The organism is Vibrio sp. Vb0304 (genome assembly GCF_033338995.1).
Lineage (GTDB): Bacteria > Pseudomonadota > Gammaproteobacteria > Enterobacterales > Vibrionaceae > Vibrio > Vibrio alginolyticus.
Genome location: NZ_JAWOTT010000002.1, coordinates 97,443 through 120,986, shown reverse-complemented (window position 1 = coordinate 120,986; position 23,544 = coordinate 97,443). Strand labels below are relative to the sequence as shown.

Genomic DNA, 23,544 nt, shown 5'->3' with positions numbered 1-23,544 from the left:
ATGAAACGAACAACGTTAAGTATCATGCTTCTGTCGACAGCTATGTTATTAACAGGCTGTGGTGACGAAAGTAATCAAACTTCGAATACTGCAACAACACAATCCGTAGAAAAAGAACCCACTCAAAAGGCTTGTTACAATGTTGGTGAAACAACGTCATTAGAACGCAAAGATGTGACAGGACCACGCTGCCAATGGCAAAGTGAGCACAACTTTATTGTTTACTCTGAAGATCTGTCCAAGCCTGAATACCCAGGTACACTTCCCGTAAAACCAGGCTATGCTGTTCGCAGAGCAAAAGAGTGGCCTCGTGAAGATTTATCTGATGCAAGTTCCTATGACAAACCTCGAATTCAGTTTTGGTGGAATAATGTTGGCTCTCGAGACCCTCTCGTAAACGATTACGAAAATGGCTATAAAATCTGGAGCATGAAAATTGATGGGACAGATTTACGCTTAGTCACGGATGATATGCCAAGCACCGCGTCACCACAGAATTTTACGATGAGTCGTTCACCTAACAATCGTTATGTGGCTTATGCATACAGTTATGGAGAGCCTCTGATAAAAGCCATTTTTGACTTAAAAACGCAACAGACCATTAAGCTAGGGAGCGCGCGGACTAAGCCATATTTGGTCTGGGCGGACGACTCTAGTTACATCTACTTCTCAGATGGTTTTAAGCGTTTTAAATACACACTCGCGACAGGAACCAAAGAAGAGGTAGATGTACCGTTGTCTGAAGATACGGTCATTGTAGATGGCAAGTTAATCAATGCCGCGGGCTTGGGGGTGGGAGTTTATGACGCCAAGACTCTCGAACGGTTATACACGATTTTACCTGAAAAAGAGTTTGAAGACTCCATCGATATTGAGAAGCGCATCTACCGCCAAACTGCCATCAGCCCTAATGGTAAGTACGTATGGGCGGTGAACTCATACCGTAAAGTTTTGATCAATGTTGAGGAAAAAACGTGGCTTGCGTTCTCTGACGAAGGAGAGGAAAAGAAAGTTTACGATAAGGTGGTTAACATTAGTAATGATGGCCGAGAAACCCAGACTGGAGCAGCAGTAATAACCATAAAACGCTATGGATCTGATTATCGCTATGAGTTGACCGGAAAAGGTCGACAGTCATGGAAGGTGATTCATTCTGGAAGAGTAGCTAAAACCCCAGTTCTTTATAATGCCGATGCTAACGGTGGGCGTTTTCTGGAGGTAGAAAACGATGAGTAATGACCTTAAGTATTTACCAACAGATGTCTATTTGTTTGGTGTCGATTTTCCTAATGTTGGGGATGCACAGAACCCTCAATATAAAGAACTCAATATCGAAAAAGACCTGACCTCATTGGAAGAGTTGAAAAAAATTCGCCCTATGTCACGGCTTCCCATTGCCAAAAACTTAGGAGAGGAAAGCGCAGCCCTTTGGGCGACAGACGACTTAGGTCGTTTACATGTACTGGGCGATTCTATTCAGAAAAACCAAAAAACCAGCATCAATCAGGTTTTGGCACTGCGCTCGCCAGTACATGAACTAACACAGAAGACGTACAAGCTGTCTTTTCCTGAATGGTCAATGCTTACAGAGTTGGCGATTGGTGCACAGAGTGATGCTCGGCCAATGAAAAAGACGTGTGCAGACCTTGTCTCTATCTTAGAAAAGCTAAAGGGGTATGACGGTGATCAAGCACTGAACTCGCTAGAAAAAAAAGTGGAATACGCTGTTACAGAAGTAAAGCGCTCACAACTCGCGCCTAAATATGAAGCAGGCACTCAAGCACTAACGGATGAGCAAGCTACATATAACAAATGGTATGACTCTGTTCCTGAAGATAAGCCCATTCGTGGCTTTATTGTACCCACGTTCTCATTTCTCGCCGTAGCATTTTCTACACAAGAGTATGCTGATGCAATTGTTAAAGTTACTCGTTTTGATGAGGAGACCGGACAGCACCTAAACCTGCAGGGCAAAAATACCATAACGCAAGCACAACTTGAGCAAAACAGCGGTTCGCATCGCCCAATTGCGTTGTTTCCGTTGGCGTCGGACGTTTTTATTGATGGTATGTACACCATTGAGGTGACTTTTGACATTGAACTCATTGATGAGATCCCTGAGTTTGCATTAAATGCCACTAATGTAACTAAAGAATATGATGAGGTTGGACTTATCTCCAAAGTTAGCTACGAGCTACGAGAATACATCACGCTTAGCCAAACGACACCTTTTGGTAAGATCGCGGTTGTTGCGGGCGACATGATCTCACTTGAAGAGTCTTTGATATACCAATTTCCTACGCAGTTTAAAGCTCTACAAGCCTTCCGAATGGGAGAGCTTGAAAACCTAGAGAATAGCGGAACGACTGCCAGTATGAGTGCTGCGCTGTGGGAGATTGGTACAAAAGTTACGCCAAGTTTGGTTAATGCTGGCATTAATATTCATCAAAATCCCTCCAGTAAACACGACGTGGTTGGAAGTTTAGCAAACACGTTTTGGGGGCAAGTAGATAAGGGCGCATTACCTCCAGCCATGATTTCGGCATTGGAGTTTTCATTTGGGGTATCGGCTACCGCAGCAGCTTACCAAACTCTTCAAGATTTACGCCAAGCGGCATCGGAATCCGAGCGTGCAGCACAAGTGGGCTTAAAAGTGCTCCTCAAAGAGAAGGGGTTTGACAAAAGTAAGTTCTTTACCAAGGTGATTGAACCTGCGAGAAATGGTAATGCCCACGTTGTGGCGGGGAGTGCTGCTAGAACGTGGTTGACAGGTAACGGCAGTATCAAAAGCTTTTTGTCGCCCTTTGCTGGTGCAGGGCTCAATGCAATCAACACCTTCTATGAGATAAAAGCGATCACTGACAAAAGCGAGCAATTACGCTTAGCAGAAGAGAAAGCTAAACTCAGGAAAAGTTATTTTGAGCAGGTATCACGCGATTATCTGAACTGGGTACCTGTCTGGAAAGAAAGTCTGAAGAGCGGGGAATTACTACTTAAGCAAATCATAGATAAGTTAGGCGACAATGTAACGTTTACTGACAGCATTCCTAATGACGTTGCTGAAGACAGTGCAATGTTTGTTAAAGACCATAAAGGTGCCGGTTTACGTTTGGTTTTTCCTTTTGATAACAACCAGGTTCAAGCCCCTCACTTGTCATATTTGGCTGCTGTCGATAAAGAATTATCTAAGATTCCAAATGCCGTTGTTGAAATCGAAGGGCATGCCTGTCAAAACGGTGATTCAGAATATAACCAAAACCTTTCGCAGCAGCGAGCGCAGCATGTTGCTGAGTTCTTTTCTTCAGTTAGTGACATTCGATTTTTTGGCGAACGTCGACCGATAGTCGAGGTACCAAACAACGAAATCAAACGCGAAAACGCGCAACTTAATATTAACCGACGTGTTGAGGTTCGAATCTACCTACAAGAGTTTGCGGCGAGAATTCCACCGAGTCGACTCGGCTTTAAGGCTATGGAGCAAGCGCGTTTAGCTCAGTTAAATGCGAACTTGGGAGAAGAAGCAATTGCAAAAGAGCTCAAGCTAGCTATCTTCGAGATGATCGTTGGTATGGCTTGCTATGCTCCGATAATAGGGCAGGCAGCAAGAGGCTTTTTCGTTGTCAAAGAAGGCGGAAAAATGCTGATGAGTGGTGCCCAGTTGCTTGACTCTGCACTCTTTGATTATTACTTGTCTTCTTACAACGAGGTTAGAAAAAGCGTATCTGCAATTGAACAACTTAGCCATGAAACCACAGAGATTATTGATTCATTGGCTGAGATTAATACGCAATTGACTGAGGTGTATTTTACGTCATCAGATGCGTTAGTTGAGCACTTAGGAAAAGCTACGGGTGCAAAGGAGCTGATTAAGCGCTATCAACGCCGTGCACTTGCTATTAATGGTTTGGTGCTTTTGATTCAAAGAGCTTGTGCTGAGGGCGAACAAGAGTTCACAGAACAGTGGCGAATATTAGCTATCGATGAATACATTCAGCGATATATTGAAACCGATGGTTGGATATTAAACACAGAGTTAAAAGAAAACTTGTGCAACTTGTGGATCCAAGAACTCATGCGTCGTGAGGGACGCAAGCAATTAGTTGAAAGTTACGGTGAAGAAATAGCTGAACAAATCATTACTCGTAACAAAGCCAACTATATTGCTCCAAAAAGGAAAGACGTTTCTGGGGCGTTTAATGTCGCGTTTCCAGTGCAAGACAAGCTCTATAATCGCGATCAACAACGAGGCTTAGTGGAGTTTGCGACACAGTTTAATGTTGAGTCTAAAAAATTATCAGAAGAGGACCTAGGGTTCGTTAGGTTATTAGTCTCTGAGCCTCATGACAACTCTAAATGGGTCACCTTTGATGAGTGGGAGAAGGTACGATTAAAAGCAAATAAAAAGGTGCGATTATCGCCTTTCCACCGTTTGAAGTGGCAAATGGTGTTAGGCAAACAAAGTCTGAAACAGATGACGTCAAATGTGTTTCAGTGTGAGATGTCTTATCAGCGCACTGACGGTTTACTTAATACCAGTGGACCTAAGTTTAATTTGATGTTCAAGCCGATGAAACACGAGGAATTTAGTGTAGATCCCAAAGGTGAGTTGGCCGAATTTTTTGAGGCGGAAAAAGCAGACGGCAAAGTCCTTATTGGTTGTGAGTTTGAACCGTATTTTTACTTTGGCGATGATGTCTTCTCTGGAGTGAAGCCTTTGATCGCTAAGCACGATTTAGTCGATTATAGCGGATACTTATCTCAAGTTGCTCTCGGTCCGATTTTTGGGCAGGTGATAAAAATTGACTCCCAACAAGATGTACTCAAAGAATATGTAAACAGCGGTGGCTTCAAAAATATGACCTATGAGTTCACTCTATCTGGAAGCAACTATAAGCTACCAGTACGAGTGGACAAGACAGTCGGACGATTTATTACGTCACCTAGACAGATTCCTGTAGGAGTCGATACAAACCATAACTATACACTCTCTGCTAAATCGGGCTTTATTGCGAACGGAAATAGTGTGTCAGAGAAAGATTTGTTAACGCTAGATTTTGTCTTACATAGTAAAGTTCATAAAGGCCCGACAAAGCCTGTTATCGATGACATTAAGCACAGTGCGATTGCGGTCAACTACGGAAATAAACGACAGTTTATGAACGAAGACAGTATGTTCACTACTGCTGATGAGCTCAAAGGTTTTGATTGGACTTCGAATAAGTCATTCGCTATGGAAGTTATGCTTATTGGTGGCAAGCACAGAAAAGAGTCGTATGAGGGACAAAACCTCGAATGGCAAAGTGTTCCAGTTTCACTAAAGCTATCTACTACTTTTGATAATGAAGCCGTATTCGGATCTGAAACTACCGCTGGTCCTGAGTATCTAAGTAACCTTACTTATATTGGGATACTAAAGAAAGACGGTTCTAAATGGACGCTAGATGACAGCGATGTGATTAACAAAAATATAGACGCAGATTTTGTCTCTGAGGCTCTATCCAACATAGACATGGATGAAGATTTCGATGGTAAGGTGGTCTACGCGTCTCGTTTCGAGTTCGCATTTAAAGCGCTGAACGGGCAAGAAATCAAGGGGCTTCGACCATTTGGACCCGTTGTCTCGACATCTGGTCGATTCCAAGAAGCAGTTCTAAAGGTGTCCTCTCTAGTACAACGTAATACAGCGGAAAAAACGCCGTTTAAACTTGAAAGCTTTGAGATGTCGTTGGGCAGGCAGTACAAAAATGTAGATGAGTTATCTTATTTTTCTGATTGTGAAGACCCAAGCTATAAAGTTGATAAAGATATGTACATCAACTGGGCAAAACTGAAACCTGAAGAGCGTACAGAACGTTTGGTAACTTGGATTAGAGACCCATACTTAGCAACTATCATTGAAGCGTCGATTCTCAATAAATAAAAAAACCGCCTTCGGGCGGTTTTTCTTTTCTTATCAATGGAAACTGAAGTAAGATTTCTCGCTTCTCGCTTCTCGCTTCTCGCTTCTCGCTTCTCGCTTAACCCGCTGCAGAAATATCGTATTTCTTCATCTTATGGTTGAGAGTGCTCATTGGAAGCGCCAATTGCTCAGCGGCCTTCTTGGTGTGCCAATTGCAAGCATTTAAGCAATCGATGATTACTGTACGCTCGTATTGGCTGACAACGTCCTTAAGGCTCTTTGAAACGTCTTCTAAATCCGCTTGTGCTTGCTGCTCGTAAGTAGGTTGCTCTGGGGTAGATGAAGCTGCTTTCATGTCGATACTTGGCACACTTTCTGGGATTTGTTCGCCAAACTCGATGTGAGTAATAGTTTCAAAATCGGACAGTAGCACCGAGCGCTCAATGATGTTCTTAAGCTCACGCACGTTCCCTGGGTATTGGTAGGCAAGGAGCTGTTTACGTACGTTGGCACTTAACCCTGGTGCTTGCGGCAAACCTAGCGTGTTGGTGGTGTGTTGCACGAAATGTTCGGCAAGGGGAATAATGTCTGACTTGCGAGCTCTCAATGGTGGTAATGTAATAGGGAACACATTCAAACGATAGAACAAATCGGCACGGAATCCGCCATCTTTGATTTGCTGCATAAGATTACAGTGGGTTGCGGCGATAACGCGAACGTCCACTTCAATCTCTTTGCTAGTGCCGATTGGGCGAACTTTACGTTCCTGTAGCACACGCAGCAATTTTGCTTGCAGTAGCATTGGCATATCGCCAATTTCATCTAGGAAAAGCGTGCCGCCGTTGGCTGCTTCAAACAAACCGACTTTGTCTTTGTCCGCGCCCGTGAATGAACCTTTCTTATGCCCAAACAGTTCAGACTCTAACAACTGTTCGGGAATTGCCGCACAGTTTTGTACGATCAAAGGCTGTTCTGAACGGTTAGAGTTTTCGTGAATGTATTTCGCGATCACCTCTTTACCTGCGCCCGTTTCACCACGCAACAGAACGTCGACAGGAAGAGATAGCACCTTATCAAGACGATTCAAGACATTGAGCATTTCTTCGCTCTCTGCAATAGGACCTTGATAGGCTTTCTGAGTACGTTTTTTGAGCTGAGTGTTCTCGCGCACTAGGGCTTGATTGTCGGCATTGAGATTTTTAATCACTTGCCCATATTGCTCTAACCAAACGGCTTGACGAATGTTACTCGCTGCCATTCGACAAAACTCAGTCAAGGCTGCCTCGTTGTCAATGACATTCAAATCGAGTAAGACTAACAGCCCAATGGTTTTGCTTTCGCTATCAATCAAAGGCCAAGCCAGTAAGTTCTCGCTTTTTAGTCCCAATGTCTGCTCTGTTTGATAAATGCTTTCACAGTCGTAGCCGTTGTATTTGTATAACTCGTTAATCAACACCACTTCACCATTACGAATCGCAAAGTTAAATGGGTCGTTCTCACTGGCTGAGTCTAGCTGTAATGCTTCCCAAGGGTGGGAAACGACGGTTTTATCGTTGTGGTGAGCGGTACTTGGAATCAACGCCTGTCCTGTCTGGTCCAAAACATAAATGATGCCGTGCTTTGCTAAGGTCATTTGTCTCGCAGCGGTCAACACGGCATCCAATGTTTGGGTAAGCTGGCTGCGATCAGCCAAAGATTGGCTGATCGCAAGTAGGGCGTTACTAAGTTCGCTATGGTTAGCTGAACGCATAGGTTAGTGTTCCTTGCTCATCGACAGACACTTCGATTTGCGTATGTGAATCATCCTTGTCATGCACTAATAGCTGAGTCGATAGTTGCGGCAGCAACTGACGGTTGATGACCGCGTCGATATTACGCGCGCCTGTTTCAGCAAGGCGGCAGTTACCTAGTACGAACTCAACCAAACTTTCTTCGTAGCTTAGCGACAACTTGTGATGGCTCTGTAGACGCTGAGAAACTTTATTCAGCTTGTGGTGAATAATTTCTGTCATTGCTTCATCAGACAGCGGAACAAATGGTAGTACTGACATACGTGCCAACAGCGCTGGTTTGAAATGTTGGTTCAATGTAGGACGAATAGCTTCTGCGATGATGTTCGCATCGATGTCTTTTGATTGATGAACCAAAGATTCAATCTCGTGCGTTGCAAGGTTACTGGTCATGATGATCAGCGTGTTCTTGAAATCGATGGTTCGGCCTTCGCCGTCGTTCAATGTACCTTTGTCGAACACTTGGTAGAACAGGTTCAACACTTCAGGATCGGCTTTTTCCACTTCATCAAGAAGAACAACAGAATATGGACGTTGACGAACCGCTTCTGTCAGCATGCCGCCTTCACCGTAACCTACGTAACCCGGAGGTGAACCGATTAGGCGAGATACCGTGTGCTTCTCTTGGAACTCAGACATGTTAATGGTCGTCATAAAGCGCTCACCACCAAACATTTGATCAGCAATCGCACGAGCCGTTTCGGTTTTACCCACACCACTTGGGCCAACGAGCAGGAATACGCCTGTCGGTGCGTCTGGGTTACCTAGACCAGCTTTCGCAGTTTGAATGCCTTCAGACAGTGCATCGATAGCGTATTCTTGGCCTTTGATGCTTTGTGTTAGGCTTTCTTTCAGTTTTAGCGTGGTTTCTGCTTCGTCTTGAAGCATCTTACCCATAGGAATACCAGTCCAGTCCGAGATGACGTGGCTAACTTCATCTGGACCCACTTCAAAGTGAACCAGTGGGTTGCCATTGCGGATTGCATCTAGCTGTTCTTGGCAGGCCGAAATTGCAATGCGAACGGCTTCTTCATCCATTTCTGCATATGGAGAAACGTTTTGCTCTTGTTCTGAATCTTCTTCTGCAACAAGCTCCTCTTCATTTGTTTCGCCAAAGACCAGTTCATGCAAACGAGAGCGTAGAGCAATCATCTCTTGGATCTGCTCTTTTTCTTTGTGCCATTGCGCTTCTTGTTCTGCTAGCGCTTCTTTCGTTGTTTCCATTGCCAGTTTTAGGTCTGGAATGTTAGCAAGGCTGTGCTTGTCGCCAGTTTGCTGCAGAGCATCACGCTCAAGTGCTTCAAGCTCGCGCTGTTGAGCTGCAAGTTCTTGTTGCAGTGTCTCTACAGAAGCAGGAATGGCATTAAGGCTGATGTTCACTCGTGCACACGCCGTATCTAGTACATCGATCGCTTTGTCTGGCAGTTGACGACCAGAGATGTAACGAGCAGAAAGTGCTGCCGCAGCAGTGATAGCATCGTCACGCACGTAAACGTTGTGTGACTTCTCGTATGTTGGGCGCAGACCACGAATGATTAATGCTGCTTGCTCAGGAGACGGTTCGTCGAGTTTCACCAATTGGAAACGACGCGCAAGAGCAGGATCTTTCTCGAAGTACTTCTTGTATTCCGACCATGTTGTCGCAGCGATGGTTTTCACTTCACCACGCGCTAGGGCTGGTTTTAGCAAGTTTGCCGCGTCGCTGCCGCCTGCTTGGTTACCACCGCCAACAAGGGTGTGTGCTTCATCGATGAATAGAATGATTGGAGTTGGTGAGTTTTTCACTTCATCCAATACTGCGTTTAGGCGTTTTTCGAATTCGCCTTTTACGCTTGCACCAGCTTGCAGAAGACCCATGTCCAGGCCGTAAAGCTCAACACCTTTGAGGTTGTCTGGTACGTCACCTTGTACAATCTTAAGTGCCAAACCTTCTACTACTGCGGTTTTACCAACGCCCGGTTCACCAACAGCAATAGGGTTGTTTTTACGGCGACGAGCAAGAATGTCCACGATTTGGCGGATTTCTTGGTCGCGGCAGAAAACAGGGTCGATTTCGCCTTTGCGTGCTTTACCAGTGAAGTCGGTTGTGAACTTGCTCAGTGCTGAGCCATCCTCACGAGCTTGTGTTTTCTCTGAAGTAGCAACTTGCGCCTCAATAGAGTGGCTTGTTAGCTCTGCAAAGTTACGCTTAAGGCTGTCAGGGTTTACCGCTTCAAGGATAGAGGCGTAACCATGTTGGCCGTAACGGAGAGGGTTGCTAACAAGAGTAAGGAGTAAGGCACCAGAGCGGATTTGTGTTTCGGATAGATCTAAAGAAGAAACCAGCCAACTTTCTTGCAACCATTCGATTAATAAAGCAGAAAAAACAGGTTTGCTGCCATTTCCTTTGGCGTTGGTGTCGAGTGTGGATCGAACCGATTGTCTTAATAAGTTCTCAGAACAATCAAAATGACTTAATAAGACGTCAAAATCACTATTTGGCCTTTCTAATAGACTCAGTAAATAATGCTCAATTTGAACTTCGTTTGCTTTTTCAGAGACTGCAAGTGCAGCGGCGTCTTCTAATGCTACTTTTGCAATCGGGTGTAGACGCTGAATTAATGAAGAAAGGTTTATATTTATCATAGCCATTTTATTCTTTAGAGGAAAAGAGGTAGCAGCTATTATACTAAAAGTGATTGCGTTCTTTTTTTATCAAGATATTTTGACTATCGTTTGTTGGTTATTTTTAATGATTATTGTGACATTAATGTTTGTGGTTATTTTAATGGCGTTGTTATTCTAAATTAATTGATAGTAAAAGTGTCGGATTTATTAGTTTTAATGACTTTATTTACACGGTTTTATATGGTTATTTTCACTTTTTAAAGTTATAACAATTTATTATTATCTTAATCCAACTTTTTGGTTTTTTATCCAATAAATTGTACTCAAGATATTAGTGAATAATGCCTTAATTTGTATAAGTTGTTGTTTTTATTTTGTTTTTAAAGTTGGCACGGACTTTGATTATACCAAGTAGTCGCGGTGATAAGCGATTTGGTGATTTAAACAAAACAGATTTTAGAAAAGGAAATAGCGATGCCAACTCCAGCATATATGTCTATCCAAGGTGAGACTCAAGGCCATATTACTAAAGATACTTACTCTGCAGATTCAGTAGGTAACACATGGCAAGAAGCTCATGTTGATGAGTTCCTAGTACAAGAACTTGATCACGTGCTAACTGTTCCACGTGATCCACAAAGTGGTCAGCCAACTGGTCAACGTGTACACCGTCCACTTGTTGTAACTAAAGTTCAAGATCGCTCATCTCCACTACTATTCAACGCACTAGTATCTGGCGAAAAACTTCCTGAGTGTGTGATCCGCTTCTACCGCACTTCAGTTCAAGGTAAACAAGAGCACTACTACTCAATCAAATTGATTGATGCGCTACTTGTCGATATCCAAACTCGTATGAACCACTGTCAAGACGCAGCAACAGCTGACCGCGTGACAGAAGAAGTGCTTAAGTTTACTTACCGTGCGATCGAAGTAACTCACGAAAACTGTGGTACTGCGGGTAACGACGACTGGCGTGCTCCACGCGAAGCTTAATTGCTCGTCGCGTAAAGATTCAGGGCCAACGATTGTTGGCCCTAATTCGATTATTTGTATCAGGTAAAAGATATGGTGAATGACGTAGAATTTAAATTTGAAGTGCCTGGATGTGGGCATGAATTTCGGGTCGAGAGCTTTCATGTTCATGAAGAGTTATCTAAGCCTTTCCACATCAATCTCTCATTACTTTCACTTGATCCAGATATCTCGTTCGATGAGTTAATACGTAAAGCAGGAACATTGACACTTTACGGACAAGGTGTTGGGGCTGCGCGTGTGTTCAACGGCGTGGTGAATGAAGTGCGTTACTTAGGAACTGGACGTCGTTTTTCTCGTTATCAATTAGTCTTGGTTCCTCAAGCTTGGTTCTTATCTCAGCGCCAAGATTGTCGTATTTTCCAGCAAAAGTCAGCGCAAGACATCATCACAGAAGTACTCGATGATGGGGCAGTCACCGATTACCGATTTGAAGTGTCGGGTACTTATCCTCCAAAAGAATACGTTCTGCAATACCGTGAGTCTGACTTGCACTTCGTGCAGCGTATGATGGCTGAACACGGTATGTGGTATTACTTTGACCATAGCGATTCAAATCATACGATGGTCATTGTCGACAGTAATGACGCGATTGCACCTTTGATAAGCTCGCCACTAAATGCTTCTTACATTGGGCCGATTGTTTATCATGCCGATGGTGGCGGTGTTGCCGATCGCGAACATATCTCTGATCTCGAGTTAGTTAACCGCGTTAGAACAGGACAGGTTACGTACACAGATTACAACTACGAACACCCTAAAATTCCACAAGAGATGACACAGGCTGGCGAGCTAGACCAAGATCTCAAGCAGTTTGATTATCCTGGACGATACGTTGACCCGCTGATGGGTCAGGTGAGAACCACGGAGTGGATGTCGGAACACATAGTCGATAATCAACAAGTGGAAGCAACGAGTGACGTAATGCGCTTAGCATCTGGTTACAGCTTTAACGTCAGTGACCACCCGCGTTCTGAGATTAACCGCGATTACCTTATGTTGTCTGTAATGCACACAGGTCAAGATCCGCAAGTGCATGAAGATGAAGCGAGTGGTATGCCAACCACTTACTACAACCAGTTCTCGTGTATTCCACGTGATGTGGTGTTTAAAGCGCCTAAACTAGCAGCACCAGTGGTTGATGGCCCTCAAACGGCGGTTGTTGTAGGACCAGAAGGTGAAGAGATTTACACCGACAAGCTTGGTCGAGTGAAAGTACAGTTCCATTGGGATCGCTACGGTGATAACAACGAACATTCAAGCTGTTGGATTCGTGTAAGCCAATCCATGGCGGCGCCAACATGGGGCGCAGTTTATTTGCCGCGTATTGGCCATGAAGTCGTAGTGACTTTCCTTGAGGGGGATCCAGATCGTCCGTTAGTTACGGGCGCAGTTTACAACGGTTTGCATTTCCCACCGTACTCTTTGCCAGAAAACAAAACTCGTACCACGTTCCGCACGCAAACGCACAAAGGAACAGGTTACAACGAGTTGAGTTTTGAAGACGAAGCGAACCAAGAAGAAGTCTATATTCACGCTCAAAAAGACATGTCGACCAAGGTGCTCAACAACCGTTACCGTGATATCGGTCAAGATGAATTCTTGAAGGTTGCACGTCACCAAACGAATGAAGTTCATGGTGACCATAAAGAAACCATTCATGGACATAAAACGACACAAGTAAACAGTACGTTTACCGAGACAGTCGAGCAAGACGTTACCGTCACATACAACGCGAACGAAGCCCAGTATGTGAAAAACAATTCTGACTTAGAAATTGGTGATAACCGTACGACTAAGATCGGTAAAAATGATGACTTAGATATTGGCGAAAACAGTAACCTTACTATCGGTGCGTCTAAGAGTTCAGATATTGGTGCGGATGATAACCAGACGATTGGTGGCAACTTAACGGTATCAGTGAAAGGGAACACCGCTTATAAAGCCGATGGTGCAACGCAAATTATCAGTGGCGACAAGATTGTATTGAAAACGGGTGGTTCCTCTTTAGTGATGAACAGTGATGGTTCAATAAAGTTATCAGGCTCGGCTATTACGATCGAAGGCAGTGACAAAGTCGTCGTGAAAGGTGGCAACGTAGTGGTTAACTAACAATGGAAAAACAACCTCTTACAACAGAAGTAATATCAGAGCAGCAAGCCGAATCAACGGCTTGCTTTTCGCGTTTTGGAAGAATAGTGGCTATCAATGAGTCTACGGGCAGTGTGCGAGTTGATTTTGATGGTAACCCATTTAAGCAGCCACTCACTGCGAGACTAGGACGTGGCTTTCGTCGTTCTGAGCTGCAAATGGCTATCGATAATCGATTAAGTTGTCGAGTTGAATTTTTGAACGACGACTTAAGCTTGCCTCTTGTGACGGACATTTTCTTCTCCATTCTGGATGACTCTGACGAGTTTGTATTGCGAGCGAAGAAGATGGTTATCGAGACAGAACAAGAGTTGGTAGTCAAAAGTGGTGAGACAGAAACTCGCTATAGCGGGCGCGATGGACGAATTACCACTAAAGCGAAGTACGTCACCTCTCAAGCAGAAAAAGCACAAAAAATTCAAGGCGGAACGATCGCAATTAACTAATTACCTAGCATTAGCTAATTTACGTCGAGTTAGCTAATTACTTTGTATTAACTAATTGCAATCGCGTTATGGCACGCTAATAACGGATAACTAGATGCGACAAAGAATCGGTGTCGAGCACCTAAAGGCACCCATAACCAATCAAGAAGTCGAAGGCGCGTTAGCAAAAGCTGAGCGCGCTGTGAACGACCTTTCCCAATTGCCAGTAACATGGCTGGATTTCTGTAATGAAAAGCTGTCCATTGCTTCTGAAAGTATCGGTTTTTTAATCAGGCAGCGAGTTCAAATTCACAAAAGGGGTTATCCAAGTCGTGAGTTGGCGTATCTCAAGCTGATTGAACGCCAAATTGAAGAACTGAAGCAGGTGTACTTGTCGTTTTATCGGTTAGCACCGGGGTTGATTCATCAGTTAAGAGGCCAGGAGCCAGAAATCTACAGCTGGCTGATGCTACAAGGCGAGTTGGGCTCAGCGTTGGATAACCTTTTGTGCGGCTTGAGTTTACTCGAAGATATTGACGCTAAAACCGCAATGGTCATTGCCGTACAATCTCCGGTTGAATCTATGGATAGCACGCTTTCGGAGCTTATTGAGGGTAATGCGACATCCAGTGCGTTTTACTTTGAATGCTTACGTGTACGTCAAACATTAAGTGTTTCTCTCATCAAGCGCTGGCACAAAGCCAGCATCATTAGCTCTCATGTTGCTTTGCCACTGCTCGCTTTACAAGACGTGAAAGAGGGGATTGATTGGCTCAATGACAATGCAGGCAGCGAACAATATCTATTTGAACGTTTGATTACCAAACGTGACAGAGGCACTTGGCTCCGTCAGTGCTTTGGCATCGAACCAAATGGATTACCATCAGCGCAAGTGCTCACTTATGCCAAGTTACTTGAGTTAAAAGAGTTTGAGGCGTTTGATATCTCTTCTTCATTAGCACCTGTTGATTTTGCGCTGGGTGGTGATTGGAAACTGGTACCCCAAATCATCGAGCACTTGGAAAGTCTGGAGGAAGGTGAAGCTGAGGGTGAAATTTGGCTTCAAGCCTTGTATGTCGTCTACGGAAAGCTTCTTCCTCTGAATCCGCAAGATGTTGGTGTCGAGTATGAATGGGAAGAGATTGTCGATCTGCTCAATGAGTGGGTGGAAGATGAAAAATATATCCAAAATCTACCAAGCCGCTTGGGTTACGCATTGAGCTTCGAGTCTACGTTAGCTGCGATGCAAGATTCTAACGTTGATGTGCTGTTCCGCGATTGGCTATGGCGTCAACTCTGTATTCAATCCAGAGCCTACGTGCCTTGGGATATGGCAATGCCGATTCATCAACAAGACTGGAACTTTAACAATTTAAAGGCCGCACCTTCTGCGAGCGAACGATTCAACTTAAGGAATAGCAATGCAGTTATGGGATATTGAGGCGTACCCTGAGCTATCACTCAAAGGTCGTTTTCAACGTGACGAAAACGGCGATGAAGTCTGGGTTGTAGTCGCCAAACGCACATGGCAATTCGATGGTGTGGTTTGGCACGAATTAGGTGAAAGTGAAATCTTCGATGATCCCCAATATTTGGGCGAAGAAGGCTTCTCTGCGATGAAAGTTGACCACGAGTTCGCGTATACCAAAGAAAACACAGATGTACTTGTTTACGGCAAAGCGCGCAGCTACGCGAAAAAGCCAGTGACATACCAAGAGTGTCGTGTGCTGATTGATGGTCATATCGATAAGACTCTCGCTATTCACGGGGAACGCGTATGGGTTGAGCATGCTGGCAGTATCACGCTGAGCAATCCAGTCCCATTTATTGAAAAAGACATTGATTACACTTGCGCGGTAGGCGGTGATTTACGTAACCGAATAGGTGGTGGGGTTGCCGACTCCAACAAAGAATTGCTTGAACAGAAAGTGCCCTCGATTTTTTATCCCCGAGAGGACTGGAGTGCCGCCGCGAAAAAACTACGCGTTGCGGGGTTCGGGCCAGTGCCTCCGTTCTTTGAGTCGCGCCAGAAGCTGGCCGGCACGTTCGATGACGATTGGATTGAGAATCGCAAGCCAATGTTGCCACTCGATTTTGATAAGCGGTTCTTCCAAAGCGCGCCTATTGATCAACAGTGCAAAGGCTTCCTTCGTGGGGGGGAGCGTTTGATGATGAGTGGCTTTTGTCATGATGACACGCTTTCATTTCGAATTCCTAAAGAAAAATACCGTGCGATCGCGACGTTCAAAGATCAAAGTTATCAAGCTGATATGGCGATGTACACCTTATTCGTTGATACGGAAAAGAAAACTATATCAATCAGTTACACCGCTGCGTTTCCTTGTCAGGGCAAGGAACATTTGTTGGTGTCGACATCCATCACTAAGTTGGAAGAGGTAAGCGAGCATGCATAATTCAACAGGCCGTTACGTGCTAGGGATGGAAGTGATGACGCCAACCGGTATGAATTTAGATATTGCTAGTGCAGTTTCGTATGCTGACTTAGGAAGATTCGACCAATGTGTAGGGGATGATGGTATCGAGCGTTTTACTTACGCCAAAATCGAATACACCAAAGAAAGTGAGCAGTTTGAGAAAACGTGTGAGTTAATCACCCACTTGCTTGATTCATTGTTAGCACAGTTACCACGTTCATTGAGACCAATACCTTTGCTTATAGCGGTGCCTGCGTCTGTTTCACTAGTAAAGGTGCAAGAATGGCTTGGTGAAAGTAACTATGCTGAATTTCTCTCTGTGGTGAATGCTGTTCATGCCAGTGGGCCCAGTTTCGTTCTCCAGGCCATGAAATCATTGGATAAATACGATGCTATGATGTGTATCAGTGTCGATACCTTGGTGAGTTCGATGCAAACACTCATCGACGATGCGATGGTAATGAGTACCAATAATCCATGGGGCGTTATTCCGAGTGAGGGTGGGGCGGGTTTAATTCTTTGTCGAAGAAATACCGTAGAAACATTGAAACTTAAGCCTCAAGCGCAGCTTGGCTACATTGATACGGAATTAAACACTTCAGACCGAAGAGGCATGTTTCGACTTGTTCAACGTGCGAGTAAAAAGCTCGATTCATTTGGTGAAGTGTATTCCGATATGACGAACCTTCGCATGCACTCGGAAGATTACGGTTTTGCTCTGGGAGCTAAAGCAGAACGATTCACGAACCCAGAACAACCGCAGCTTATCAATGAGTTGTGGGGCACGATGGGCAGTTGTTCTTCTCTCGCTTTAATTGCCTTTGCGGTCAGAGAGCACCACTTTAAGCAACCAACTACATTGTTAATGTTCGACTTTCATGGTGACAAAGGAGTTCTCCAATTACTGCAATGTTAGTGGGCACTCATCGATCAAATAGCAATGAAAATATACTCATATTATTAGGTTGAAGTTTGTAACACGAAAAAGCGTATAACTCATGCAGTGAAAGCGTAAGTAAAAAGGTCTAATAAGTTAGTAATAATAACTAAAATAATAGGCTTACTGTTTGTTTTAAATACCAACCTTGATACAAGTACGTTCAAGAAAATATTATTCAACTCTAATAATATTTATTCTATGAAAGAGTACTAAGTGTCTAATAATCAGAGTACAGCCAAAGGATATATCGATCAGTTGGTTGTTAAAGCTATTGAGAAAAAGAAACTGAATGAGCAAAGGCTAGCAGAAAAAAATAAGCCGAAGCTTGAGTACGTGCTTTTTTCACAGTTTGATGTATTAGACAAGCTTCCTTCTAAAAATGGTAAGACAACGGTTTACCATCTTGCAAAAAAAGGGCAGCCAGAGAAGCAAATCTGTTGCAAAGTTATCAATGATGACTCGCCAGAATTTGCGAGCAAAATGTTGATTAACGAAGCGAGCAGGCTGGAGCTTTCTCAACACCCTAGCGTGGCTAACTTTGTAAAAATCGGCAACGAATTCGAACGCCCATATTTGATGTACGAGTGGATCCAAGGTGAATCACTGGCAGAAAAAATGGATCGTCATTCTTCTAAAGGCTTCCGCCACGACCACATCGCTTGGTTGGTGTATCAACTCGCTGGCGCTCTAGAGTTTATGCATACAAGAGGTATCTGCCATCTTGATATTAAACCATCTAACGTATTAGTGAGTGAAGGCGATTACGTTAAGCTCATTGATTTCGGCGCTGCTCGTTACATTGGAGAGACAGAACCTTACGCAGAAGCAAGCTTGAGCTACGCTTCCCCTCTTTATATAGAAACTGGCATCGCGGAACCGCAAGATGATGTTTACTCTCTCGCTTTGCTCGCTGGACATCTATTTTTAGGCTCAATATTTGGTGATGCTTGGAATAAGCAGTTAAAAGACCGAAAGCGTCCGGCTTTGATCCCGGCTCATATTTGGAAATTGCTGAAAGAAGTCATCAACAAACCAAGAGGGCATGGCTATACCGCTATTTCGTTTGCTCAGCAGTTAGCGCGAATCGATACGCAATCAATTAGCTCAAATTCTAACGCACCAATTTTCAGTAGCTTGCGTAACGCGGACTTGCTGCTTACACACTGTAAGCCAAATGATAAAACGGCGTATGGTCGCTTTAAAATATTAGAGGCGAGCTTAGTGTTGAGTGTGCTGGCAACAGCAGGAAGTTATTTATATCAACAGAATAAAGATCAATTGGATGCCATTTTTTCCCGAGGTGTCACTACTGTAACTCACGTTATTACGCCCTCTGAAACGGCTTCTTTTTTGGCTCAGCCTCCATGGAAAATCAAAGAAGAATTGTCTCAAGCTACTCAGAGTATTGATATGACAGAAGCTTATCGAACAGCATATCAAGCTCAGCAGTTAAGCCTCTCGAATTTATATGAAGAAAAACAGGCTCAGTTAACGTCGTATCAATCGTTAGCGGATGGCTTACCAATGGCATTAGTCGAGTTACGTAAGGAGCTTGTCACCTTGCGAGAAACCCTTGTTCGTGACGGTGCTCTGTTTCCATATGCGGATGAGGCGTTGACTAAAGTGATGTCTGGATTAAATGTCGCGTCTATCGATTCCATGAAAGTATCTTCCATAGCTGGCAGTCGAGATAAGCAGATTGCTCGCTTAATTTTAGATGGTGAAGCTAAGCTCGCAGAAAATGAAATGAAAGAGGCATGGTTATTAAACCAGTCACAAGCCTATTTCTACAACCAAATCTTACCAAAGGCTGTGATGGAAAATATTAATGACTCCATCGATAAACATGCAGAGGCGCACTTTTACACCAAAGCAATTGAAGAAGCCGAATTAGCCAAAGCCTACTTCGGTAATACGCCAGAACTAGACAAAAAAATAAAGGATTTAATCGTCGCAAGAAGCGAATTTATTTTGTTTAGCACCGTGATGGAGCAATCCGTTTACGACAAACAAAAGCTACATGAATCCCTTGCCGATTTAGAACGGAATGCACCAAGCAAATTTACAGAAATCACGAAAATTCTAGATAGCATGGCGTCGGATGCAATTGAGCAGAGCCATCGATTATCTAAGCCAGCAAATGGCGCAATTGCGGTAGCGCGTGCGTTGAGAGATTACTTGACTGAAGGAGACGTGAATTTTGTCCAACATTGATATCGATCGTCTGCTTAATCCTATTTCTGATGAATCTCCAGTGGGAAACGATGCCCGTTACGAGTTTTGCTATGAAATGATGGAGTCCGAAGTGAAGAAATTCGGTTCCTTGTTTGGCGAAACAGTAGATTGGAGCGTGGTAAAAACGCACGCGACTGAAGTTCTAGAGCACCACAGTAAAGACTTAAAAGCCATTTGTTACCTCGTTCGCGCGCTAACAGAAGAGTTTGGTCTGCAAGGCTTTGAACAAGGTCTAAAGCTGCTTAGTGAGGCGTTAAGTCGCTTTGGCGTTGAATTGTATCCTTCGCGAAAGCGGGGTCGAGATGGCGCGGTCGAATGGTTGAACCATCAGTTTAAACTGGTCAGCAGCAAGTTAGCGGAAAGCGCTCAGTCATGGGATTTGGTATCAAACTGCATTTCGACTATTGAAGAAGTGCAGCGCCAGTACGACGAGGTTTACCAAGACTCAGAAGCGGATTTCTTTGAGATTCGCACTCAACTCAATGTCTTATCTCAACAAGCGGTGGCTGATGAGCAGAGCGATGATGCAGTCGTTAACGTCGAACAAGCGGCGCCTGCACCAGCTACGCAGCCTGCTGCCGAAGAAACGCCAGCGCAGAGTGAAGTGCAAACCGCACCGGTGAAGGCGGTTCCGCCGGCCCCTAAACCTGCGCCAGTTAAGAAAGCGGTAGCAAAAGAAGTCGATGTCGATACGGACTTCTCTTCGCCGACGGCTTCTAAGCGCACCTTGAAGAAGGTTGCGGAAGTCATGCTTCATGCGAACCCAAGTGATCCGCTGGCTTACCGGATTTATCGTCATCTGACTTGGGATGACATTGATGGTCTACCCGACCATCAAAACAATCAAACGCCTTTGAGCTTGGCAGTGTCGTCCGATCAACAAGCGGAATACCGAGATAAAGCAGACCAAGAAAGCGACATCGACACGATTAAGCGTTTGGAGCGCACATTAACGGATGCGCCGTTTTGGCTGACGGGCCATTACTTCGTGTATTCGATGCTTAATAACTTGGGCTTTGATGATGCAGCACTTGCTGTGAAACAAGAAGTGACGCGTTTTGTTGAATCGCTAGAGGGCATCGAGCACCTCTCATTTAAGAATTCTATACCATTTGCAGATGAAGCGACCTTGAGCTGGTTATCGACTCAAGATACTACTTCTTCGACTTCTCAACCCGTTGTTCAAACGGTTGTGATTTCGCAGGAAGACTCGCTGCCAGTGGAGGATATCACTCTAGAAAATCTAGGGGAATGTGCCGCAGAGCTTGCCCACAAACTTGAGCTGGATAGCTCGGGACGTGGGCAGTTCATGCTGTATTTACAATTGATAGCAGCTTACCAGTCTGTTGGATTATACCCGTTGTGTTTGCCGTATCTTGAGAAGGGGTGGGAAGTACAAAAAGCGTTTAATCTCGCGAGCTGGGAACCCCACTTATCGTCACAGTTAGAAGACCTAATTCGAAAAACACTCCATCGGTTATTTGGAAGCAAGGATCTTCTACCTGAGAAGTATGAAGAGTGGAAAGCAATTTACGACTAATTAAAGAGTTAGATAAGGAACGAATTATGTCACGTGACGGCTCGGTGGCTCCTAAAGAGCGAATTAATATCCGTTATGTTCCAGCAACTGGCGATACGCAAGAAGACGTAGAGCTGCCGCTAAGCATGATGGTAGTTGGCGACTTTACTGCGCGTGCAGATGAGACACCAATTGAAGAACGTACTCCAATTAACATCGACAAAGACAACTTTAACGAAGTGCTAGAGGGCATGTCTCCAAACGTTAAAGTCAACGTTGAAAACCGTCTTTCTGATGAAGAAGGCGGCCAGATTGGTGTTGATCTGACGTTCCAAAACATGAAGGACTTCTCTCCTGAAGCGATCGCGAAAAGTGTACCTGAACTAAACAGCCTACTTGAGCTTCGCGAAGCCTTGGTTGCACTTAAAGGTCCTCTAGGAAATGTTCCTGCGTTCCGTAAGAAGATCGCATCGGTTCTTCAAGATGAAGAAGCGAGAAAGAAACTGTTGGATGAACTAAGCATTGGCAACGACCAAGACGCGAAAGAAGAGTAAGGGATATCATGTCTGCAGAAGCACAAGCGCCAGAACAAGAAGCAGCCTTAGTTGAATCAGGCTCACTTCTGGATAGCATTCTTAACGAAACACGTTTAAAGCCAAGTGATGAAGGTTTTGACGTTGCAAAACGCGGCGTAGAAGCATTCATCAGTGAGCTACTAAGCAGTTCGAACACAGAGAAAGTCGACCAATCTCTGGTTGATCTGATGATCTCTGAAATCGACCAAAAATTGTCTAAGCAAGTTGATGCAATTCTTCACAACGAAGAAGTTCAAGCGATTGAATCAACGTGGCGTGGCCTTAAGTACCTGGTTGATCACACTGACTTCCGCGAGAACATTCAAATCGAACTGATCTCTGCGAAGAAAGACGAAGTTCTTGATGACTTCGAAGACGCTCCAGAGGTGGTGAAGTCTGGCCTGTACAAGCAAATCTACACACGTGAATACGGCCAGTTCGGTGGTAAACCTGTTGGCGCAGTCATTTGTGATTACGCTATGTCTGCCTCGTCGCCTGACATCAAACTGATGGAATATATGGCGAACGTAGGTGCAATGTCTCACGCACCATTCATAACGTCGGCATCGGCTAAATTCTTTGGCCTAGACAGCTACGAAGAGCTGCCAAACCTAAAAGATCTGAAGTCTGTATTCGAAGGCCCACAGTACGCGAAATGGCGTGGTCTGCGTGAGCACGAAGATGCACGTTATTTAGGTCTATGTACATCTCGCTTTATGCTACGTACGCCTTACTCTGTTGAAGATAACCCAATTAAGGCGTTTGACTACGATGAGCAAGTGACAGACAGCCATGATAACTACCTATGGGGTAACTCAGCGTACGCGATGGCGTCTAAGATCAGTGAATCATTTGCTAAGTACCGTTGGTGTCCGAACATTATTGGTCCTCAAAGCGGTGGTACTGTACAAGATCTACCGGTTTACAACTTTGAAGCTATGGGTCAAATCGAGACTAAGATCCCAACCGAGATCCTGGTTTCTGACCGTCGTGAGTACGAGCTAGCGGAAGAAGGCTTCATTGCGCTAACCATGCGTAAAGGTTCTGACAACGCGGCGTTCTTCTCTGCAAACTCTGTTCAAAAACCAAAAGTGTTTGCGAACACGCCGGAAGGCAAACAAGCCGAGATGAATTACAAGCTAGGTACTCAGCTTCCTTACATGTTCATTATCAACCGTTTAGCGCACTACATCAAAGTGCTACAGCGTGAGCAAATTGGTTCTTGGAAAGAGCGTTCTGACCTAGAAATCGAATTGAACAAGTGGATTCGTCAATACGTTTCTGACCAGGAGAACCCGCCAGCGGAAGTTCGTGGTCGCCGCCCACTTCGCGCTGCGAAGGTTGAAGTATCAGACGTAGAAGGCGATCCAGGCTGGTACAAAGTATCGATGTCTGTACGTCCTCACTTCAAGTACATGGGCGCAAGCTTCGACTTGTCTCTAGTTGGTAAGCTAGACCAATAACCCATTACTGAAACCATCAAGCAGCCAGTGAAGACTGGCTGCTTTTTTCGTAGGACCGCATATGGAAAAAGGTTACCGTCTTTTAGAGCGGATCGAGCTAGGAGAACCAAAAAACTGCTACGAGAAAGTGGTGTCTCATAAGCATTTGATTGAATCCATTCACTCGCATCTCGCTGACTTGTTGAATACGCACTCCGGCAACGCAATGATCGACAATGAGTATGGTCTGCCAGATTTTAACGACGTACTTTCTAACAACACAAACCTCGTTCGCCATATTCAAAAAAACATCACGTCAACCATAGAACGCTTTGAGCCCCGACTGCTTAATGTCGAGGTTCATTACCGTGAAGACCACCATAATCCATTACAACTCGGCTTTGGTATTCGCGGCGAAGTTTCCCATAACGGCGGTAAAGTCCCAATGTCGATCGATGTCTACATGGGAACCGACGGCCAATTTAACGTTTAGT

Annotated in this window: 15 protein-coding genes; 13 read left to right on the top strand and 2 right to left on the bottom strand. The window is 44.5% G+C overall.

The annotated features are described in order from the left end of the window. Together R7P35_RS05645 and R7P35_RS05640 are read left to right on the top strand one after the other, a co-directional pair. Entirely contained in the window at positions 1 to 1,236 is a 1,236-nt protein-coding gene (locus tag R7P35_RS05645) for a TolB family protein (RefSeq protein WP_042522645.1), read from the top strand. Beyond that, positions 1,229 to 5,920: an OmpA family protein gene (locus R7P35_RS05640; RefSeq protein ID WP_176311472.1), complete on the top strand. Its 4,692-nt coding sequence runs from the start codon at positions 1,229 to 1,231 to the stop codon at positions 5,918 to 5,920. The genes R7P35_RS05645 and R7P35_RS05640 overlap by 8 nt, the downstream gene beginning before the upstream one ends. A gap of 97 nt (positions 5,921 to 6,017) precedes the next feature. Here R7P35_RS05640 and R7P35_RS05635 read toward each other — a convergent pair whose 3' ends face one another. Together R7P35_RS05635 and tssH are read right to left on the bottom strand one after the other, a co-directional pair. Then, positions 6,018 to 7,649 (bottom strand): sigma-54-dependent Fis family transcriptional regulator, encoded by a 1,632-nt coding sequence (locus R7P35_RS05635; protein ID WP_054574684.1) that lies wholly within the window; start codon positions 7,647 to 7,649, stop codon positions 6,018 to 6,020. Beyond that, positions 7,636 to 10,314, bottom strand: a complete 2,679-nt coding sequence (gene tssH, locus R7P35_RS05630) for a type VI secretion system ATPase TssH (protein WP_065275620.1) — start codon at positions 10,312 to 10,314, stop codon at positions 7,636 to 7,638. Before tssH ends, R7P35_RS05635 begins: the two co-directional genes overlap by 14 nt. Before the next feature lie 456 nt (positions 10,315 to 10,770). On the opposite strand from tssH, the gene R7P35_RS05625 reads away from it, so the two are divergent. The 11 genes from R7P35_RS05625 to tssE all read left to right on the top strand — a co-directional run bounded on the left by R7P35_RS05625 (position 10,771) and on the right by tssE (position 23,543). Next, positions 10,771 to 11,289, top strand: coding sequence for an Hcp family type VI secretion system effector (locus R7P35_RS05625; protein WP_005373415.1), 519 nt, complete (start codon positions 10,771 to 10,773; stop codon positions 11,287 to 11,289). A gap of 72 nt (positions 11,290 to 11,361) precedes the next feature. Then, positions 11,362 to 13,440, top strand: coding sequence for a type VI secretion system tip protein VgrG (tssI, locus tag R7P35_RS05620; protein ID WP_042523523.1), 2,079 nt, complete (start codon positions 11,362 to 11,364; stop codon positions 13,438 to 13,440). A 2-nt stretch (positions 13,441 to 13,442) separates the two neighbouring features. Further along, a complete protein-coding gene (locus R7P35_RS05615; RefSeq protein ID WP_025767908.1) occupies positions 13,443 to 13,925 on the top strand; it encodes a hypothetical protein in 483 nt (160 codons plus the stop codon). 94 nt (positions 13,926 to 14,019) lie between these two features. Then, a complete protein-coding gene (locus tag R7P35_RS05610; RefSeq protein ID WP_042523526.1) occupies positions 14,020 to 15,345 on the top strand; it encodes a hypothetical protein in 1,326 nt (441 codons plus the stop codon). Further along, positions 15,326 to 16,318 (top strand): DUF2169 domain-containing protein, encoded by a 993-nt coding sequence (locus tag R7P35_RS05605; protein WP_042523528.1) that lies wholly within the window; start codon positions 15,326 to 15,328, stop codon positions 16,316 to 16,318. Before R7P35_RS05610 ends, R7P35_RS05605 begins: the two co-directional genes overlap by 20 nt. Then, on the top strand, positions 16,311 to 17,255 hold the full coding sequence (locus R7P35_RS05600; RefSeq protein WP_005386097.1) for a hypothetical protein: 945 nt from the start codon (positions 16,311 to 16,313) through the stop codon (positions 17,253 to 17,255). The genes R7P35_RS05605 and R7P35_RS05600 overlap by 8 nt, the downstream gene beginning before the upstream one ends. Positions 17,256 to 17,492: 237 nt before the next feature. Then, the gene (locus R7P35_RS05595; RefSeq protein WP_042523531.1) at positions 17,493 to 19,493 is read left to right on the top strand and encodes a serine/threonine protein kinase; all 2,001 of its coding nucleotides are present in this window, start codon (positions 17,493 to 17,495) and stop codon (positions 19,491 to 19,493) included. Continuing rightward, on the top strand, positions 19,480 to 21,054 hold the full coding sequence (gene tssA / locus R7P35_RS05590; RefSeq protein ID WP_064369335.1) for a type VI secretion system protein TssA: 1,575 nt from the start codon (positions 19,480 to 19,482) through the stop codon (positions 21,052 to 21,054). Before R7P35_RS05595 ends, tssA begins: the two co-directional genes overlap by 14 nt. Before the next feature lie 26 nt (positions 21,055 to 21,080). After that, positions 21,081 to 21,587 carry a type VI secretion system contractile sheath small subunit gene (gene tssB, locus R7P35_RS05585; protein ID WP_005373381.1) on the top strand — a complete coding sequence of 169 codons (507 nt, stop codon included), beginning with the start codon at positions 21,081 to 21,083 and terminating at the stop codon, positions 21,585 to 21,587. A gap of 8 nt (positions 21,588 to 21,595) precedes the next feature. After that, the gene (tssC, locus tag R7P35_RS05580; RefSeq protein WP_005373378.1) at positions 21,596 to 23,071 is read left to right on the top strand and encodes a type VI secretion system contractile sheath large subunit; all 1,476 of its coding nucleotides are present in this window, start codon (positions 21,596 to 21,598) and stop codon (positions 23,069 to 23,071) included. Positions 23,072 to 23,132: 61 nt separating this feature from the next. Continuing rightward, on the top strand, positions 23,133 to 23,543 hold the full coding sequence (gene tssE, locus R7P35_RS05575) for a type VI secretion system baseplate subunit TssE (protein ID WP_005373376.1): 411 nt from the start codon (positions 23,133 to 23,135) through the stop codon (positions 23,541 to 23,543). Position 23,544 lies beyond the last annotated feature (1 nt).